The organism is Pseudomonas sp. NFACC32-1, assembly GCF_900101215.1.
Lineage (GTDB): Bacteria > Pseudomonadota > Gammaproteobacteria > Pseudomonadales > Pseudomonadaceae > Aquipseudomonas.
The window spans coordinates 78323-96112 of sequence record NZ_FMUL01000016.1 but is presented as its reverse complement, the minus strand read 5'-3'; the positions used below and the strand labels follow the sequence as shown (position 1 = coordinate 96112).

Here is a 17790-nt window from a genome sequence, read left to right as displayed (position 1 = left end):
ACAGGTAGGCATACGCCTGGAAGATAAGGCCCATGTCGATCCGGCAGGACTGGTCGACGGGTGTTGTTATAGGCGGGCAGATTGCCGGTGGATAACGCGAGGGCTGGGGGACCCCGGCCGGCAAAAAGTTTCTTGGAAGTATGATATGACTCGTCGGTCACATTTCGGCCGACGGTTTGATTCAAGCAGGGGGGCGACCGTTGCGCAAGTACCCTTCGAAAAATTGTTCGACACTTTCTGCCCGACGGTCATCGGTTTAGATCAGGCGGATCTCGTCAGGGCGCAGTGCGCGGTATCGGCCCGGCTCCAGGTCGGCGTCCAGCACCAATGGACCCATGCGTTCCCGGTGCAGGCGCAACACTTTGTTGTCGAAGTGGCCGAACATGCGTTTGACCTGATGGTAGCGGCCTTCCACGATGCTCAGCCGCGCGGAATTAGGCCCCAGCAACGTCAGCTCCGCCGGTTGGGTGGTGAGGCCTTCGAAGGCGAAGTACAGGCCACGGGCGAAGGTGGTGGCGTACTCGTCCGTGATGGTTCGCTCGGTCTCGACGTAATAGACCTTGGGCAACCGGGTCTGCGGTTGGGTCAGGCGCCGCGACCAGTTGCCGTCATTGGTGATCAGCATCAGCCCGGTGGTATTGAAGTCCAGGCGTCCGGCGATGTGCAGGTCGTCCTTGTCCGGTTCGTCCAGCCAGTCCAGCACGGTGGGGTGTTGCGGATCACGGGTGGCGCTGACGCAACCGGTGGGCTTGTGCAGCATGAAATAGCGCGCCGGTCGACCGGCCTGCAACAGTTCGTCGTCCACCTCGACGCGGCTGAACTCACGAACCTGGGCATGAGGGTCATTGACCACCTGGCCATCGATCCGCACCCGGCGTTCGACCAGCAACAGTCGGGCCTGTTGGCGATTGAAACGTGGCAGGTTGCTGAGGAAACGGTCGACGCGCATGGGCAGTTCAGGCAAGGAGGCGGAGGGCGGGCATCTTACGCGATCGGTCGGGCATTGGCGCGCAACTGGTCGTCCACCCGGGCGCATCGCGGGCACAGGCAGGACTTGTCGCGCAGCTCGGCGGGCAAGGCTTCGAGCACGGACTGATCGATACTCACGCCGTAGCACCAGCAGGCCCGGTCGGCGGTCTTCGGGTCGGCGAGGGTGCAGTCATTGGTGGCGCCGCAGGCGGGGCAGAGGTCAGGTTTATTCATAGCTCGAATGGGGCATTTCCACGCAGGTTCGGTTGCTTCCGGTCTGTCGGGCGCGTTGCAGCGCATGATCGGCCCGGGACAGCAGGCTATGCAAGGTGTCTTCGTCCTGCACGGTGGTCAGGCCGATGCTGATGGTGGCCTGCAATTGCTTTCCGCTGCAGAAATAGCGCTGCTGCTGGATGTGCTGGCGGGTTTTCTCCGCGATCCTCAAAGCGTTCTGCCCATCGGTGTCCTTGAGCAACAGGACGAAAGCGTCGGCGCTCCAGCGGCATACGATGTCCGAGTGCCGCAGTGAGTCGGTCAGGTCGCGGGCCAGGGCGGTCAGCAACTGATCGCTGGCGATGTGGCCATGGGTGCTGTCGAGTTGCCTGAAGTTGTCCACTTCCAGCAACAACGCGCTCAAGGGCTTGGGCTCGCGCTGGGCTTCATGCAGGGCCTGCACCGCCAACAGGTCGAAGCCCCGGCGATTGGGCAGCTCGGTCAGGCCGTCAAGGATGGACTGAGCGTCGATCCTTTGTTGATAACTGGCGATCAACCGATAGAGCACCACGACCACGGCCACTGTGACCAGCAGACCGATCAGCAGGTTGATGTACAGCGCCTTGAGGACGTTGTCTCGCAGCGATGTACCGGCCGCGTAATACCCCAGCAGCGAGGTCACCAGGAAGCCGGCACCGACCAGGATGGCCAACATCAGCACCGGCGAGCGCTGGGAATACAACGACGGACGAAGCGACATGGCGATTCCCTTGGCGTGACCCGATGGAATCAGTTTAGTGGCCTTGCAGGAAAAGGTGTCCGGATTTGCAGAACCGTGGCGAGGTTGCAGCCTCGCCACGACTGACCGCTATCGCAGGCTTCGAAGGTAAGCCCGCCATCCACCCAGTTCGCTGATGTCCCGCGCGCCTTCCAGGCCATAGGGCTCGCAAATGAACCCGCTTTCCCAACGGCCGTCGGCGAGCTGCACCTTGCCCAGCCCCAGCGGCGCGGGAATACCGGTCAGGAACGAGCCCAGTTCGCTGCTGGGCAACTCCCAGACCTCCACTTCGATCGCCACGCCGCCCTCATTGACGCGCAGCATGCCAGGGCGCAGCGGCGGGCCGCCGGCCAGGGCGTAGAGGCGGTAATCCGGCGAGCTGTGGGTGGCTTCGACCAGGCGGGCGCCGCGTCGCTGGAGCTGCCAGTTCAAGGCCAGCCCATCGAGATGCGCGCCACAGACCACCAGCCGTGCCCGATCATGACGCGCCGGGTTGACAGGAACTGGCAGTGCCGGCATCTGCTGGCGCTGCAAGGCGTCGGCGACGCTCAGCAGGTATTGATCGGTGAAGGCCCGACCGAACAACGTCACGCCCCAGGGCAGACCATTGGCCATGAATGCGCTGGGGACGGCCACGGCGGCGTAGTCCAGCAGGTTCATGAAGTTGGTGTAGTAACCCAGCTCCGAATTGCGCAGTACCGGTTCGGCGGCGAGCTCGGCGAGGGTCACCGGGCGACCGATGGTGGGGGTGAGTACGCAGTCGAGGCTTTGCAGGGCACGGTCGCATCGGGCCTTGAGTGCTTGCAGGCGATACTGGGCGCGGAAGGTCTGCACGCCATCCACGCCGGGCGCTTTCGCCAGTACTGCGCGGATGACCGGCAGGACCGCATCGGGCTGACGCTCCATCAACTCACCGACCACGCTGTAGCGCTCGGCCACCCAGGGGCCTTCATAAAGCAGGCGCGCAGCTTCGAGGAAGGGCGACAGGTCCAGCTCCACCGCCTCGCCGCCCAGGCGTTCGAGGCGCTCGATGGCCTCCTGAAACAAGCTGGGTCCTTCATCGCAGCCGAAAAACTCCAGGTCCTGCTGGCGCGCAACGCCGAAGCGAAAGCGTTGCGGCACGCCGAAAGCCGAGCTGTCGTTCCATTGCCGATTGCAACGGCTGTATTCGTCCCCCGGGTCGAGACGGGCCGTCAGCGCCAGCAGCTGGCTGGCTTCCCGGGCCGTTGCGGTGAATGTCGTCACGCAGTCCAGCGTACGGCAGGCAGGGATCACGCCTGCCGTGGAAATCAAACCCTTGGTGGCTTTCAACCCCACCAGGTTGTTCAACGCTGCGGGTACTCGGCCGGAGCCCGCAGTGTCGGTGCCCAAGGCGAAGCTGGCGACTCCCAGTGCCACCGCCAGCGGCGATCCGGCGCTGGAGCCACCCGCCGGATAATCGGGCAGGACACTGTTGCGGCAAGCACCATAGGGCGTGCGGGTGCCGTTGAGCCCGGTGGCGAACTGGTCGAGGTTGGTCTTGCCAAGGGGAATCGCGCCCAGCGCCAGCAACTGTTCGACGATGCTCGCTGAACGGTGCGGCACGTAGGCGAACGCCGGGCAGGCGGCGGTGGTGGGAATGCCGGCCAGGTCGATGTTGTCCTTGATGGCGAACGGTACGCCATACAAGGGCAGGTTTTCCAGGTCTTGGCTTTCCAGGGCCGCCAGGTAGGGTTCCAGTTCTTCGGGCGACAACAGGTGGATGAACAGGTGGTAGTCCGGGTTGAGCGCGGCGGCTTTTTCCCGCAGGGCCAGTATCAGTTGGCGAGGCGTCAGTTCGCCGCTGCGGTAGGCGTTACGCAGGTCGTCCAGCTGTAGGGATGGGCTCATGGCATTGATCCTTCGATTGAGTTCAGTCACGTTGCAGCACCACGACGCGCTGTCCGGCACGCACCGCCGAACCTGGCTGGACATGCACCTGGCGCACCACGCCGGCCACCGGAGCCAGTACCGGGATCTCCATTTTCATCGACTCCAGGATCACCAGCACGTCTCCGGCGGCGACCCGTGCGCCGGCGGCCACCTGGACCTGCCAGAGGTTGCCGGCGATATGGCTGTCGACGCTTACTTGATCCGCGTCCAGCCTTGCGTCTTCAGTGGGCGCGGGCGTCGGTTCCTCGCTGTCGAAGTGGGCCTGGCCGCTGGCGATCCAGCGCTCGCGTTCGGCATTGAACGCGTGTTGTTGCTGCTGGCGAAACGCGGCGATGCTGTCGGCTTCCCGCGCCAGGAAACGCTGGTAGTCGGCCAGGTTGAGCTGGCTGTGTTCGATGGCCAGGTCGAAGCGGTCCAGGGGGAAATCCCGACGGATGCGCAACAGCTCATCGGCACTGACCGGGTAGAAACGGATCTGGTCGAAAAAGCGCAGCAGCCAGGGCTTTCCTTCGAACGCGGCGACATCCCGATAGCGATTCCACATCTGCAACGTGCGGCCGACGAACTGATAGCCGCCAGGCCCTTCCATGCCGTACACGCACAGATAGGCACCGCCGATGCCCACCGAGTTTTCCGCGGTCCAGGTGCGGGCCGGGTTGTATTTCGTGGTCACCAGCCGATGGCGCGGGTCCAGCGGGGTAGCGACCGGCGCGCCGAGGTAGACATCGCCCAGCCCCATCACCAGGTAGCTGGCCTCGAACACCGTGCGTTGCACTTCGTCCAGGTTGGGCAGGTCGTTGATCCGGCGGATGAACTCCAGGTTGCTCGGGCACCAGGGTGCGTCCTTGCGCACTGTGGTCATGTATTTTTCAATCGCCAGCTGGCAGGCCGGGTCGTCCCAGGACAGCGGCAGATGGACGATGCGCGACGGCACCTGCAGGTCTTGCGCGGCGCATACCGCATCCCATTCTCCGGCGACGATGGCCAGCAGATCGGCCAGGGGCAATCGCTCGGGCTGGTAGTGCACCTGGAGCGAGCGGATGCCGGGCGTCAGGTCGACCACGCCATCCAGTCGTTTCTGTTCCAGGGCCTGCATCAGGGCATGGGCGCGAAAGCGCAGCACCAGGTCCAGTTCGGGCGCGCCGATTTCCAGCAGCAGGTGGGTATCGCCGGACAATCTTGCCACCAGGTGGGTATCGTCCTGGCCGATATCCAACACCACAGGCGACGCGATCCCCTGTGGGAGCGAGCTTGCTCGCGACAGCGGCGGGACATCCAACATCGAGGGGACTGACAGATCGCTATCGCGAGCAAGCTCGCTTCCACAGCAAGCCCATTTCAGGGCCAGTGAGCGGGCGGTCTTCAGGTCCACCGGCACGAAGCGCACCTGGTCCCCTGCCTTGAGCTGCCCCAGTTGCCAGAGGTCCGCCTCGATCACGGTCACCGGGCAAACGAAGCCGCCCAGGCTCGGTCCGTCGGGGCCGAGGATAACCGGCATGTCGCCGGTAAAATCCACGGCGCCGATGGCGTAGGGGTTGTCGTGGATATTGGAGGGGTGAAGTCCGGCCTCGCCGCCATCGGCGCGTACCCATTCGGGTTTCGGCCCGATCAGTCGGATGCCGGTTCGGCTGGAGTTGAAATGCACTTCCCATGAGGTATCGAAGAAGGTCTGGATGTAGCGCTCGGTGAAATATTCGGGCGCGCCGTGCGGACCGTAGATCACACGGATCTGCCGCACGGGCGGCAACTCGATGGGCGTTTCGCTGATCGACGGCAACTCGAGGCGCCCGTCCAGCGCAGCCAGGTGCAGTACATCGCCGGTGCACAATGCGCGCCCGGCGTGGCCGCCGAACTGGCCGAGGGTGAACGTACTTTTGCTGCCCAGGTAGTCCGGTACCTGCAGGCCGCCCTGCAGGCACAGATAGCTGCGCGCCCCGGCGCCGCAAAGGGTTCCGATGGCGAGGGTGGAGCCGGCGGCGATGGCCAATGGGGTGTTCATCGGCACAGGTTCATCGTTGAGGGTCAACGCGATCGTCGCGCCCGTCACGGCAACCCGGGCATCGCAGTTGAAGCGCAGCAGCGGGCCACTCATGGTGATTTCCAGTGCAGCCGCGCCTTCTTCATTCCCCAGCAGGCGATTGCCCAGGCGCAGCGAGCGGCTGTCCATCGGTCCCGATGGCGGCACCCCCACCGCCCAATAGCCGAGGCGACCTGGATAATCCTGGACGCTGGTCAGGGTGCCTGGGCTGAGCACTTCGAACGTGTTGGCGCGATAGACCAGGGTTTCCAGGCAGCGGGTCCAGGGCTGGCCGTTGGCGAAGGGCGCGTCGAGAAGAATCTGTTGCAGGTATTCGCGGTTGGTTTCGACGCCGTACAGCAGGCTGTCTCCCAGCGCCTGGTGCAGGCCCAGGCGCGCCTGTTCACGTGTGGGCGCCCAATGAATGACCTTGGCGATCATCGGGTCGAAGTAGGGCGGGACCTGGCAACCGGCCTCGACCCAGGTGTCGATGCGCAGGCGTTTGCCATCGGTTGGCGGGAATTGCACGGACGTCAGCAAACCGGGGCTTGGCTGGAAATCCCGGCCTGGATCTTCGGCATACAGGCGCGCCTGGATCGCATGCCCCTCGGCTTTCAAGCCCAGGCTCAGTTCGCTCAAGGGCGGCAGCTCGCCGGCGGCCAGTTCCACCATCCAGCGCACCAGGTCCACGCCCCATACTTGCTCGGTGACGCCGTGCTCCACTTGCAGACGGGTATTGACCTCCAGGAAATAAAAGCGCCCCGCGTCACTGTCGAACACGAACTCCACAGTGCCGGCGCTGCGGTAGTTCACCGCCCGGGCCAGCTTGGTCGCCGCCGCGCAGAGTTCTTCGGCCATTCCCTCGGGCAGGTTGGGCGCCGGGGTTTCTTCGATGACCTTCTGGTTGCGCCGTTGTACCGAGCAGTCGCGCACCCCCAGGGCGAGCACCTGGCCCTGGCCGTCGCCGAACACTTGAACCTCAAGGTGCCGGGCCCGTTCGATGTACTTCTCGATGAACACACCGGCGTCGCTGAAATTGTTCTGCCCGAGGCGCTTGACCGCTTCGAAGGATTCGCTCAACTCGGTGGCGCTGCGGCACACCCGCATGCCGATGCCGCCGCCGCCCGCCGTGCTTTTCAGCATCACCGGATAGCCGACTTGGGCGCCGGCCAGCAGTGCCGCCTCGACACTGTCGAGCAGCTCGGTGCCTTCGAGCAACGGCACGTCGTGCTGTCGGGCCAGGGCGCGAGCGGTGTGCTTGAGGCCGAATACCCGCAGTTGCTCCGGCGTCGGGCCGATGAAGGCAATGCCGGCGGCCTCGCAGGCTTCGGCGAAAGCGGCGTTCTCCGAGAGAAAACCGTAGCCGGGATGAATCGCCGTCGCACCGCTGCTTCGGGCGACTTCCAGGAGTTTGTCCAGCGCCAGGTAGGTGCCGGCCGCGGCGCCGTCGCCCAGGCAATGGGCTTCATCGGCCTGGAGGATGTGCAGGCTGGCGGCGTCGGCTTGGGAGTACACCGCGACGCCCTTGACCTGCATCTGGTGCAAGGTACGCAGGATGCGGCAGGCGATGGCGCCACGGTTGGCGATGAGGATTTTTTCGAACATGGCATTGCCCCCTCAGGCATGGGTGCTGCCTGAACCGGGATGCGGGCCGTCCCGCAGTTGTCGATGGCCTACGGGGTCGTCCCCGTGAGCGAAACCAAAGCCCAGATTCCCCCAGGGGATGGGTGGTGTTTCATAAATATCCTGTTTATTTGATGCACTGCCCCGCACGGCTCTGGCACAGCATGAACAGCCAACGGCGCAGGCGCGCGAATTTCAGTTCCATATCAAAAGCTCCGCAGGCGTGGGGTTGTAGGCGTTGCACGGGTTGTTCAGTTGCGGGCAGTTGGAAATCAGTACGATCACGTCCATTTCCGCCCGCAGGTCGACGTATTTGCCCGGTGCCGAAATGCCATCTTCGAAGCTCAGGCCGCCGTCGGCGGTGACCGGCACGTTCATGAAAAAGTTGATGTTAGGGCCGATGTCGCCCTTGCCCAGGCGACCGTCGTGGGCACAGGCCCGCAGATAGTTGTCCCGGCAGCTGTGCATGTAGCGCTTCTCCAGGGCGTAGCGCACGGTGTTGCTTTCCTGGGCACAAGCGCCGCCGAGGGTGTCGTGGCGCCCGCAGGTGTCTTCGATGATGGTCAGCATCGGACGGCCGAGGTTGGAATACAGCACGCTGCCGGTACTCAGGTAGACATTGTTCTGCCGGCGCAGGGTGCGTTGCACGTCATAGCGTTCCTTGGGGTTGGCCAGGCTGTAGAACAGCGTGTCGACTGCCTGGTTGCCTTCCAGGTCGAGAATGCGCAGGGTCTGGCCCGCCTTGACCTCTGTCAGCCAGGGTTCGCCGGCGGGAATCGTGGCGCGATAGAGGGCGGTGTCGGGTTGCTTGTGTGCGGTGCTGATGGCGAATGACATGGCTGCGATCCTCAGGCGAACAGGCGGTCGGTGTTGATGAAGCCGCGCTGGTTTTCCGGGCGCGAATGACGGCAGTGCTCGGCGACGCTGGCATTGGCATTCATCCAGCTGAGCTTGACCGGTTGCGGGGCGTATTGCGGATTCGGGTCCATCGGGTGTTGCAACGCGGTCAGCACCACCAGGGTGTCCATCGGGGCGTACAGCTCGATGAAATCGCCAGCCCTGGAGTTGCCCTCGACGAAATGAAACTGCCCGGCCTCGTCGACATCGACACGGCTGAACAGGTTGAGGGTCATCAGCAGGTCGGACAGGCCCAGCCCCCATTTGCCCAGTTCCACCAGCAGGTTGTCGGTGCCGTTGCGAAAGAAGCCGTTGCGCAGTTCCTGGTACCGACCCTGGCCGTATTTCTCGGCGACTTCCTCGGCGCAGAGCACGCCTCCCAGGCTGTCGCTCCAGCCGCAGGTGTCAGCGGTGATCGCCGCCAGCACCCGACCCATGTCCGAGTACAGGCAATGACCGGCGGTGAGCTTGGCGGTGTGCTGGCACTTGAGGCTGTCCGGCAGGTTCAGGCGTTCGGTTTTCTCGTTGGCATTGAGCAGCGTCATGCTCACGTTGGCCCCGCCGCGCAAATCGGTCAGGCGCAGCAACTGGCCACGCTTGAGCACGAACGAGCGATGGCCGCCGCCGGGCAGCAGTTCTTCGGCGAAGGGTGGAAACAGTTGGATCGAATCGGTCATGTAAAAGCTCCTTTTCAAGCGATACGCAACGCACCGGCCAGGCCGGCGGACGCTGCCTCGACGGCGGCATGGGCGGTGCGTCGATCGCTGTTCAATGGGATGTCGTAGGTGATGCGCGCGCCGTAGGCGCCCGGGGCGTGGGGGTCGACTCGCACCTTGTCGAATACCAGCAGGCGCGTACCGAGGCTGAAACCTTCGGACAGGTCGTGGGTGACCATGAACACGGTCAGGCGGGTCTCGCGCCAAAGCGCCAGCAGCAGGGCATGCATGTCTTTGCGAATGCCGGGGTCGAGGGCGCCGAAGGGTTCATCCAGGAGCAGGACGCGCGGTCGCATGATCAACGCCTGGGCAATCGCCAGCCGTTGCTGCATGCCGCCGGAGAGCTGCGCCGGGTATTTATCCAGGGCCTGGCCGAGGCCGACTTTGTCCAGCAATCGCGCGGCTTCTTCCCGGGCCTGGCGCTTGGCGCTACCGAACAGACGCCCCAGCACCGGCGAGCGTGGCAGCTCCAGGCCCAGGGCCACATTGTCCAGCGCCGTCAGGTGCGGGAATACCGAATAGCGCTGGAACACCACGCCCCGGCTGGCATCCGGCTCGCCCGCCAAGGGCTCGCCATCCAGCAGGATCTGTCCGCGACTGGCCTGTTCCTGGCCCAGCAATAACCTGAGGAAGGTCGATTTGCCGCAACCCGACGCGCCCACCAGGGTGCAGAACTCGCCCTCGGCGACACTCAGGTTCAAGCGTTCGAGCACCACCTGATCGGCATACTGTTGCCAGACATTGTTCACCGTGATGAAGCTCATGCCTTCGCCCCTTCATACCAGGGGAACGCTTGGCGAGTCAGGCGCTTGAGACCCCAGTCCATCAGCCAGGCGAGCAAGGTGATCCACACCACGTATGGCAGGATCACGTCCATCGCCAGGTAACGACGCACGAGGAAAATCCGATAGCCCAGGCCATCGGTGGAGGCGATGGCTTCGGCGGCGATCAGGAACAGCCAGGCCGAACCCAGCATCAGCCGCAGGGAAATCAACAGCCGCGGCAATAGCTGTGGCAGGACCACGCGCAGGATCAGGGTCCAGGTGGACGCACCGAGGGTCTGGGCCTTGATCAGCAGTTCACGGGGAATTTCCCGGGCGCGCTGTTCCAGGTCCCGGGCCAGGCATGGTGTGACGCCGATGACAATGAGCATCACCTTCGACAACTCCCCAAGGCCGAAGACAATGAACAGGATCGGCAGGATGGCCAACGGCGGCACCATCGAGACCACGGTGAGCAAGGGCGACAGCGGCGCGCCCAGCAGTGGCAGCGTGCCGGCGGCGATCCCCAGGCAGAGCCCGGCCAGGGCACTGATGCCCAGGCCGATGGCCAGCCGGCGCAGGCTCGACGCGGTGTCCTGCCAGAGCAGGTAATCGCCGCTGCGAGCATCGGCGGTGAAAGCCAGGCGTTTCACCGCGTCGCTCATCTGTGTCGCGCTGGGGAGCAGCTTGTCGTTGGGGTTGTCCGTCAACCGTTCGGCCGAGCCAGTGAAATAGGCGAACAACACCAGCGCGAAGGGCAGGATCACCAGCAACAAGCGGCTGGGGCGGTCCGGGTAGCGGTTGATCAGGCGCATGCCAGGTCCTCCGGTTACAGCTTGGCGTCGGCGGCCAGCTGTACGTAGGTGGGATCGAAGCGCAGCTTGAGGTTGGCCTTGTCGCCAAGGATCACGCCGTTGGCGAATGCCATGCCGACCGCGTCGGCGTTCTTGGCGCCTTCGCCCAGCAGACCGTGGCGGAACGAGAAGTCCGCCACCTTGCGCTGCGTGTCGGGCAGTTGCCCGCTGGTGGCGAAGCCGAGCGCTTCCTGGGGCGTGGCGAACAGCCTGGTGGTGTCCAGCTGCGCCTGGAAACCCGCCAGGTCGGTGCCCGAGGCTTTCGCCATGTGCTCCAGCGCCGCCTTGCTGGCTGCGTTTTTCGCATTCATCAGCGCCACCACCTCGAACCAGGCGCCGGTCAATGCCTTGCCCAGGGCCGGGTTGTCCTGGAGGGTCTGGGTGTTGACCACCATCATGTCCATGATCTCGCCGGGGATCTGGCTGGAGTTGAACACTTCGCTCACCCCAGGCTGGGCCTTGATGTCCGAGAGCATCGGGTTCCAGGTAGTGATGGCCTTGACCTGCTCGGTGTTGAACGCGGCGGAGATGTCGGCGTCGGAGGTGTTGACGACCTTCAGGTCTTTTTCGGTCAGGCCAACCGAGTCCAGGGCCCGGGCCAACAGGTAGTGCGAGACCGACAGCTCCACCAGGTTCACGTCCATGCCCTTGAGGTCCGTCACTTTCTTGCCTTCGCCCTTGATGACGACGCCGTCGTTGCCGTTGGAGAAGTCACTGACGATCAGGGCGGTGCTGTCCACGCCACCGGCCGCGGGAATGGTCAGGGCATCCATGTTCGTCATGGTGCAGCCATCGAACTGACCGGCGGTGTACTGGTTGATGGATTCGACGTAGTCGTTGAGCTGCACGACATCGATCTTGATGCCGTACTTCTTCGCCCATTTGTCGACGATGCCCTGGCTACCGGCATATTCCCAAGGCATCCAGCCGGCATAGATGGTCCAGCAAACGCTGAAGTGGTCTTTCTGCGCGGCGGTGGACGAAAGGCTGGCGAGGGCCGCGAAGGCGGCGAGAAGCAGAGAGGACAGACGAAGCTTGAACATGGGGGTTCTCCAGTTGATCAAGGGCGGACAGGAGCAACGCGGCACCGTGAACGGTGGCTTGTCTCCCGGGCTTTTTTCCCGCCGTGTAACCTCAACTGGAGGTCGCCAACTCTCGGACCAGCCACTCGCCAGAGGCGAGCCGGAACCCTAGTCAGCCATTGCAAATTGTGGTGCCGCGAACCTGTGATGACTCCTGCACGGTGATTGTTTAAGCGAGAGCCGTGCCAAGTCGGCAAAAGGCCCGAGCCAGAGAGATCGGACTTGGAAAGATGCTGTGAAGCGGTCGATGAGTGCTTGGTTGTGGTGCCGGGGCGCACCGCAATGAGGCAAAAAGCTACATGTTTCGAGTTGTTGCGGCGTCGCACCAGATTCCGATTTCACTGTCTGATTTATCGTCAGTCACCCAATAGTTGACTGCCGCCCATCAGCGTCGCTGATGCGGCCCATTCGCGGTCCAGGAGGCCGCCATGTATCGACGACTGCTGCTCACTGCGTTTCTCGGATTGACTCTCTCGGCCTGCGCGCCTTACTACGACGCAGACTCCAGCTATTACCGCTCCGAGGTCTACACCTCACCGGCGCCGGCTTATTACAGCGGCGGAAGCTATTACTATTCGGCTCCGCGTGGCTACTACGCCCCGCGGTATTACCAACCGGCGCCACGCTACTATTCGGCACCGCGCTACTATCAACACGGCCCTCGCTATTATTCGCCACCGCGGGCGGCCTATCGGCCTTATCCGCATCGGGGCGGCTGGGATGGCCGCGATCGGGGCGGTTGGGATGACAACCGTCGTCACCGAGACGGACGTGATCATCGAGGACGGCGCGATCATGATGGACGAGGCTACCACCGCTGATCGGCAGACCATGAAAAGCGGCGCATCGAGCGCCGCTTTTTTTGTGCCTGGCAGAAACCATTCTATTCGTTGGGCAAGTCCGCCAACGGGTGTCGGCCTTCCCAGGCCTTGTGGAAATGTGCCTCCACCGCGGCCTCGGGTACGTGGTTGATGTCCGGCCAGTGCCAGCGGGGCTTGTGGTCCTTGTCGATCAGCCGCGCGCGCACGCCCTCGCTGAATTCCGGATGCCGGCAGCAATTGAGGCTCATGGTGTATTCCATGCGGAACACGCCGGCCAGGGACAGATGCCGGGCCCGGGCGATCTGCTCCCATACCAGGCAGGCGGTCAGGGGTGAGCCTTCGGTCATGGTCCGGGCGGCCCGGGCAATCAACGGGTCCTGGTCTTCCACCAGCAGGTTCAAGGCTTTCCAGGCGCAACGCACGTCGCTGACATCCAGCCATTCGTCGATTTTCTGCCGACGCGGCAGCCATTGGGCTTCGGGCAGTCGATCGAAGGCCTCTTGCTGCAGGGCCTTGAGCAGGCTGTTGAGCTGCATGTCGGTCTGTTCCTGCCAGTTGAGCTGCAACAGGCCTTCGATCAGGTCGTCCTGTTGTTCGTCGAGCAGGAAACGGTCGGCCAGGCCCAGGTCGATGGCGTCCCTGGCATTCATGTGGGCGCCGGTCAGGCCGAGGAACAGGCCAAGCTTGCCCGGCAGACGGGCCAGGAACCAACTGGCGCCGACGTCCGGGTACAGGCCGATGCTGATTTCCGGCATGGCCAGGCGACTGCTGGGCGTGACGATCCGCGTGCTTGCACCTTGCAGCAGGCCCATCCCGCCACCGAGTACATAGCCGTGGCCCCAGCAGATCAAGGGTTTGGGATAGGTATGCAGGTTGAAGTCCAGTCGGTATTCAGCCGCGAAAAACTGTGCTGCCAATGGCGGTACTTCACCAGGGTGGGCACGGCAGGCTTCCACCAGGCTGCGTACTTCACCGCCGGCACAGAATGCCTTGGCGCCGTTGCCACGCAGCAATACACAAACCACTTGCGGTTCCCGGGCCCAGGCATCGAGACGATCACGCAGGGCGTTGATCATGGGCAGGGACAAGGCGTTCAGGGATTTTTCGGCATCCAGGGTGGCGATGCCGATACGGGCGCCGTCGATGCCAATGAGCTCTTCGAAGTGCAGGTTCATCGTGACCTCGATCAGAAATTTGAATGATCAGTATGACTGCTGCGTGGGAAAATGCCGGATCAAACGCCGAAGCCATGTCGGATCAATTGACAAGCCTTGTGGGCTTTCCTAGGGTGCGCCCATTGTTTTTATCGGGTGCAATCATGACTGCCGACGACCGTATCAAACTCGAGCCGAGCTGGAAGCAGGCACTGCGTGCCGAGTTCGACCAACCCTACATGGCGCAGTTGCGCGAATTCCTGCGCCAGGAGTACGCAGCCGGCAAGCAGATCTATCCACCGGCTTCGCTGATTTTCAATGCCCTCAATTCCACGCCCCTGGACAAGGTCAAGGTGGTGATCCTCGGCCAGGACCCGTATCACGGCCCGGGCCAGGCCCATGGCCTGTGTTTTTCGGTACAGCCGGGCGTGCCGGCGCCGCCATCGCTGGTGAACATCTTCAAGGAATTGAAACGCGACCTGAACATCGATATCCCCAACCATGGCTACCTGCAAAGCTGGGCCGATCAGGGGGTGTTGCTGCTCAACACCACCATGACCGTGGAACGTGCCAACGCCAACTCCCACGCGGGCAAGGGCTGGCAACATTTTACCGATCGGGTCATCGAGGTGGTCAGCGAGCATCAGCCGCATCTGGTCTTCCTGCTATGGGGCGCTCATGCGCAGAGCAAGCAGAAGCTGATCGACGCCACCAAGCACCTGGTGCTGACTTCGGTCCATCCATCGCCGTTGTCGGCTTACCGGGGTTTCCTGGGGTGCGGGCATTTCAGCCGGGCCAACAAGTTCCTCGAACAGCATGGTGATACGCCGATCGATTGGCGATTGCCGCCGCTTTGATGCGCAACCCCATCGCGAGCAGGCCCGCTCTCACCTGTGCGGCTTGTGAGAGCGAGCCTGCTCGCGATGGGGGCAAACGGTCATCAACTTGAGGCCGGCTTGCGCATCCAGTACCTGAACAACGGTTCCGCCAGGAACAGCACGAACAACAAACGCATCACCTGCAATGCCGTCACCAGCGGCACCGACAGCTGCAGGGTCTCTGCCGTCAGGCTCATCTCCGCGATACCGCCGGGCATCATGCCCAGTGTCAGCGAGCGCAGGTCCAGATGCGTCAACGTGCTCAGGCCCAGGGCCGCCAGGGTGGCGATCAGCATCGTCAACACGGTGCCCACCAGCGTGCGTCCCATGAAGGATGGCGCCCGGCGGAAAAACTGCCGGTTGAAGTGGCAGCCCAGGCCACTGCCGATCAGCCATTGGCCGATCTGGCTGCCGCCATGGGGCAGGCTGATGTGCAGGTCCCAGGCGACACTCACCACCGCGCTCACCAGCAGAGGGCCGAACAACCATGGGTTGGGTTGACGCAGGCGCTCCCAGATCCAGGCGAGCAGGGCGCCGGCGGGGAACAGGATGGCCAGCCACAGCCAGTCCACGGTGGTGGCGTGCTGCACCGGGGCGCCTTGGCCCAGCAGATACTTGAACGCGGCCGGTACGCACAGCACCACCACCAGAACCCGCAGGCTCTGGCCCGCAGCGACACGACTCAGGTCCGCGCCATTGCGCGCGCCGAGGTTGACCATCTCGCCGGAGCCGCCCGGCATGCTGGAAAAAAAGGCGGTGGCGCGGTCTTCGCCGGTGCGGCGCATCAGCCAGACACTCACCACGCTGGACACGCTGGTGATCAGCGCGCCGAAAAAAATCAGGCCGAAATGACTCAGGACCTGTTCCATCACCACCGGCGTGAAGTGCAGGCCGATGCCGATGCCCACCACCCATTGGCCGCATTTGCGGCCGCCGGGAATTTCCGCCAATTGCCATGGGGTCAGGCAACGCACCAGGATGATCGCCAGCAACGAACCGACCATCCACGGCAGGGGCCAGCCGATCAGGCTGGCCAGGTAACCGCCGGCCAGGCCGACCAGCGGTGTTCCCCACCATTGTCTGAAAGTCGCTTCAGACATTGGCCAGGGCGCGACGTTGTGCGGCGCGACGGCGCCAGATCCGTAGCAGTGGCATGAACAGCATGATAGCCGTCAGTACCCAGCAGCCGAAGGCGATCGGGCTCGACCAGAGGATTTCCAGCCCGCCGTTGGAGATCGACAACGCACGACGCAGGTTCTGTTCCATCAGGCCGCCGAGGATGAAGCCCAGCAGCACTGGCGACAGTGGGAAGTCCAGCTTGCGCAGGATGTAGCCGAAGATGCCGATGCCAATCATCAGGAACAGGTCGAACGTGGTGGCGTGCACCGCGTAGACGCCGATGCCGGTGATGATTGCGATCACCGGTACCAGGGCCCAGTTCGGCACGGCCAGGATGCGAGTGAAGACACGGATCATCGGGATGTTGAGGATCACCAGCATGATGTTGGCGATGAACAGCGACGCGATCAGGCCCCAGACAATGTCCGGCTGCTGCTGGAACAACAGTGGACCTGGGGTGATGTTGTACAGCGACAACGCGCCGATCATCACTGCCGTGGTACCCGAACCAGGCACGCCAAGGGTCAGCATCGGCACCAGTGCACCGCAGGCGGCACCGCCGATGGCCGTTTCCGGGGCGGCGAGACCGCGCTTGTCTCCTTGGCCGAACGTACCACTGGCGCCAGCGATGCGTTTTTCAGTCATGTAGGCCACGGCGCTGGCCAGGGTGGCACCGGCTCCTGGCAGCACGCCCATGATGAAGCCGAGCACGCCGCAACGCAGGTTCACGATGAAGACCGATGCCGCTTCCTTGAAGTTGAACATCATCCGCCCGGTGGCTTTCACCGCTTCCTGGCCGTGATGAGTCTTTTCCAGCATCAACAGGATTTCACTGATGGAGAACAGGCCCAGGACCAGTACGACGAACTGAATGCCGTCGGCCAGATGAACGTTGTCACCGGTGAAACGGTACACACCACTGTTGGCATCGATCCCGACTGCCGACAGGAACAGGCCGATCAACGCTGCAATGAACGTCTTGAGCGGCCGGTCGCCCGCCATGCCTCCGAGGCAGACAATGGCGAAGACCATCAGGACAAAATATTCCGCCGGTCCGAAGGCAATCGCCCATTTGGCCAGCAAGGGCGCAAAGAGCACCATGCCGCAGGTGGCGATGAAGGCGCCGATGAACGAGCTCCATGCCGACAGGGACAATGCCACCCCGGCCAGGCCCTGGCGTGCCATCGGATAGCCGTCGAGGGTAGTCATCACGGTGGACGCTTCACCGGGAATATTGAGCAGGATCGAGCTGATGCGCCCGCCGTATTCGCAACCCAGGTACACCGCGGCCAGCAGGATCAGTGCCGATTCAGGCGGCAGGCCCAGGGCGAAGGCGATGGGGATCAGCAGCGCCACGCCATTGATCGGGCCCAGGCCCGGCAACAGGCCAACCACGGTGCCGATCAGGGTACCGGTCAGTGCGGTGACGAGGTTATAGGGCGTCATGGCAACGCCGAAACCCTGGCCAAGATAATTCAGGGTATCCATATCAGTTCTCCAGGACGTCGAGCAGGCCCAGGGGCAGGGGAACGTCCATCAACTTGTCGAACAATAGATAAAGACCAATGGCCATCAGGCTGATGATCACCACGCTCGGGATCCAGCGACCGCCATACAGGCGGGCCATTGGTACGCCGGTCAGGACACTGGCGAGGATGAAGCCCAGGGGCTCGAAGGTGCCGGCGAATATCAGCAGCAGCGCCACGCAGATGCCGATCTTCTTCAGGGTTTCACGGTCCAGCTGCCGGTCTTCATCGCTGTGCACGATGGGGGCCGGACGGAACACCATGTACAGCAATGCCGCGCCCATCAGCCCCAGCATCAGCAGGGGAAAGGCGCGCGGGCCGACAGGCTCGTAGGAAAACGCTGCCTGATACGGCCAGGCCATCAGCGCGAGGCCGATGCAGACCAGCAGTAGCACCGCAGCAAAAATTCGTTGGATGGTGAGCATGACTAACTCCTGGGCGGCGCCGGTGATGCCGGCGCCGCCACGTGAA

The 17790-nt window shown here is 63.5% G+C and carries 15 protein-coding genes, 1 pseudogene and 1 riboswitch; of the genes and pseudogenes, 2 read left to right on the top strand and 14 right to left on the bottom strand.

Going from position 1 to position 17790, the window contains the following annotated elements; genetic code table 11:
* Positions 1-256 precede the first annotated feature (256 nt).
* The 10 genes and pseudogenes from BLP99_RS21755 to BLP99_RS21710 all read right to left on the bottom strand — a co-directional run bounded on the left by BLP99_RS21755 (position 257) and on the right by BLP99_RS21710 (position 11782).
* Entirely contained in the window at positions 257-949 is a 693-nt protein-coding gene (locus tag BLP99_RS21755; RefSeq protein WP_072431911.1) for a pseudouridine synthase, read from the bottom strand.
* 35 nt (positions 950-984) lie between these two features.
* Positions 985-1203, bottom strand: a complete 219-nt coding sequence (locus tag BLP99_RS21750; RefSeq protein WP_076405234.1) for a cysteine-rich CWC family protein — start codon at positions 1201-1203, stop codon at positions 985-987.
* A pseudogene (locus BLP99_RS21745) lies at positions 1196-1813 on the bottom strand (GGDEF domain-containing protein); the annotation flags it as partial. The gene BLP99_RS21750 and the pseudogene BLP99_RS21745, both read right to left, overlap by 8 nt.
* 237 nt (positions 1814-2050) lie before the next feature.
* Entirely contained in the window at positions 2051-3829 is a 1779-nt protein-coding gene (gene atzF / locus BLP99_RS21740; protein WP_076405232.1) for an allophanate hydrolase, read from the bottom strand.
* A gap of 22 nt (positions 3830-3851) precedes the next feature.
* A complete protein-coding gene (uca, locus tag BLP99_RS21735) occupies positions 3852-7493 on the bottom strand; it encodes an urea carboxylase (RefSeq protein ID WP_092181701.1) in 3642 nt (1213 codons plus the stop codon).
* A 213-nt stretch (positions 7494-7706) separates the two neighbouring features.
* The gene (locus BLP99_RS21730) at positions 7707-8348 is read right to left on the bottom strand and encodes an urea amidolyase associated protein UAAP2 (RefSeq protein WP_072431914.1); all 642 of its coding nucleotides are present in this window, start codon (positions 8346-8348) and stop codon (positions 7707-7709) included.
* 11 nt (positions 8349-8359) lie between these two features.
* Positions 8360-9085 carry an urea amidolyase associated protein UAAP1 gene (locus BLP99_RS21725; protein ID WP_072398671.1) on the bottom strand — a complete coding sequence of 242 codons (726 nt, stop codon included), beginning with the start codon at positions 9083-9085 and terminating at the stop codon, positions 8360-8362.
* Positions 9086-9099: 14 nt separating this feature from the next.
* Positions 9100-9888, bottom strand: a complete 789-nt coding sequence (locus tag BLP99_RS21720; RefSeq protein ID WP_072398672.1) for an ABC transporter ATP-binding protein — start codon at positions 9886-9888, stop codon at positions 9100-9102.
* A complete protein-coding gene (locus BLP99_RS21715) occupies positions 9885-10700 on the bottom strand; it encodes an ABC transporter permease (RefSeq protein ID WP_072398673.1) in 816 nt (271 codons plus the stop codon). The genes BLP99_RS21720 and BLP99_RS21715 overlap by 4 nt, the downstream gene beginning before the upstream one ends.
* Positions 10701-10714: 14 nt before the next feature.
* Positions 10715-11782, bottom strand: a complete 1068-nt coding sequence (locus BLP99_RS21710; RefSeq protein ID WP_072431915.1) for a putative urea ABC transporter substrate-binding protein — start codon at positions 11780-11782, stop codon at positions 10715-10717.
* A gap of 60 nt (positions 11783-11842) precedes the next feature.
* Positions 11843-11944: riboswitch (guanidine-I (ykkC/yxkD leader) on the bottom strand.
* Positions 11945-12249: 305 nt separating this feature from the next.
* On the opposite strand from BLP99_RS21710, the gene BLP99_RS21700 reads away from it, so the two are divergent.
* Positions 12250-12642 carry a hypothetical protein gene (locus BLP99_RS21700; protein ID WP_072398675.1) on the top strand — a complete coding sequence of 131 codons (393 nt, stop codon included), beginning with the start codon at positions 12250-12252 and terminating at the stop codon, positions 12640-12642.
* A gap of 62 nt (positions 12643-12704) precedes the next feature.
* Here BLP99_RS21700 and BLP99_RS21695 read toward each other — a convergent pair whose 3' ends face one another.
* Entirely contained in the window at positions 12705-13817 is a 1113-nt protein-coding gene (locus BLP99_RS21695; protein ID WP_072398676.1) for an enoyl-CoA hydratase/isomerase family protein, read from the bottom strand.
* 140 nt (positions 13818-13957) lie between these two features.
* Here BLP99_RS21695 and ung point away from each other — a divergent pair, with 140 nt between their 5' ends.
* Positions 13958-14653, top strand: coding sequence for a uracil-DNA glycosylase (ung, locus tag BLP99_RS21690; RefSeq protein ID WP_165887909.1), 696 nt, complete (start codon positions 13958-13960; stop codon positions 14651-14653).
* A gap of 83 nt (positions 14654-14736) precedes the next feature.
* Here the strand turns inward: ung and BLP99_RS21685 are convergent, their stop codons facing one another.
* Genes BLP99_RS21685 through BLP99_RS21675 form a run of 3 tightly spaced genes read right to left on the bottom strand, consistent with a single transcriptional unit; the run spans position 14737 to position 17744 of the window.
* Positions 14737-15774 (bottom strand): AbrB family transcriptional regulator, encoded by a 1038-nt coding sequence (locus tag BLP99_RS21685; protein WP_072431918.1) that lies wholly within the window; start codon positions 15772-15774, stop codon positions 14737-14739.
* On the bottom strand, positions 15767-17281 hold the full coding sequence (locus BLP99_RS21680; protein WP_072398679.1) for a tripartite tricarboxylate transporter permease: 1515 nt from the start codon (positions 17279-17281) through the stop codon (positions 15767-15769). The genes BLP99_RS21685 and BLP99_RS21680 overlap by 8 nt, the downstream gene beginning before the upstream one ends.
* A 1-nt stretch (position 17282) precedes the next feature.
* Positions 17283-17744 carry a tripartite tricarboxylate transporter TctB family protein gene (locus BLP99_RS21675; RefSeq protein ID WP_072398680.1) on the bottom strand — a complete coding sequence of 154 codons (462 nt, stop codon included), beginning with the start codon at positions 17742-17744 and terminating at the stop codon, positions 17283-17285.
* Between the last annotated feature and the right edge of the window lie 46 nt (positions 17745-17790).

Bases quoted from the DNA above. Each gene is read 5' to 3' on its own strand.
- BLP99_RS21755 (WP_072431911.1), bottom strand. From the start codon at position 949: ATGCGCGTCGACCGTTTCCTCAGCAACCTGCCACGTTTCAATCGCCAA.
- BLP99_RS21750 (WP_076405234.1), bottom strand. From the start codon at position 1,203: ATGAATAAACCTGACCTCTGCCCCGCCTGCGGCGCCACCAATGACTGC.
- atzF (WP_076405232.1), bottom strand. From the start codon at position 3,829: ATGAGCCCATCCCTACAGCTGGACGACCTGCGTAACGCCTACCGCAGC.
- uca (WP_092181701.1), bottom strand. From the start codon at position 7,493: ATGTTCGAAAAAATCCTCATCGCCAACCGTGGCGCCATCGCCTGCCGC.
- BLP99_RS21730 (WP_072431914.1), bottom strand. From the start codon at position 8,348: ATGTCATTCGCCATCAGCACCGCACACAAGCAACCCGACACCGCCCTC.
- BLP99_RS21725 (WP_072398671.1), bottom strand. From the start codon at position 9,085: ATGACCGATTCGATCCAACTGTTTCCACCCTTCGCCGAAGAACTGCTG.
- BLP99_RS21720 (WP_072398672.1), bottom strand. From the start codon at position 9,888: ATGAGCTTCATCACGGTGAACAATGTCTGGCAACAGTATGCCGATCAG.
- BLP99_RS21715 (WP_072398673.1), bottom strand. From the start codon at position 10,700: ATGCGCCTGATCAACCGCTACCCGGACCGCCCCAGCCGCTTGTTGCTG.
- BLP99_RS21710 (WP_072431915.1), bottom strand. From the start codon at position 11,782: ATGTTCAAGCTTCGTCTGTCCTCTCTGCTTCTCGCCGCCTTCGCGGCC.
- BLP99_RS21700 (WP_072398675.1), top strand. From the start codon at position 12,250: ATGTATCGACGACTGCTGCTCACTGCGTTTCTCGGATTGACTCTCTCG.
- BLP99_RS21695 (WP_072398676.1), bottom strand. From the start codon at position 13,817: ATGAACCTGCACTTCGAAGAGCTCATTGGCATCGACGGCGCCCGTATC.
- BLP99_RS21685 (WP_072431918.1), bottom strand. From the start codon at position 15,774: ATGTCTGAAGCGACTTTCAGACAATGGTGGGGAACACCGCTGGTCGGC.
- BLP99_RS21680 (WP_072398679.1), bottom strand. From the start codon at position 17,281: ATGGATACCCTGAATTATCTTGGCCAGGGTTTCGGCGTTGCCATGACG.
- BLP99_RS21675 (WP_072398680.1), bottom strand. From the start codon at position 17,744: ATGCTCACCATCCAACGAATTTTTGCTGCGGTGCTACTGCTGGTCTGC.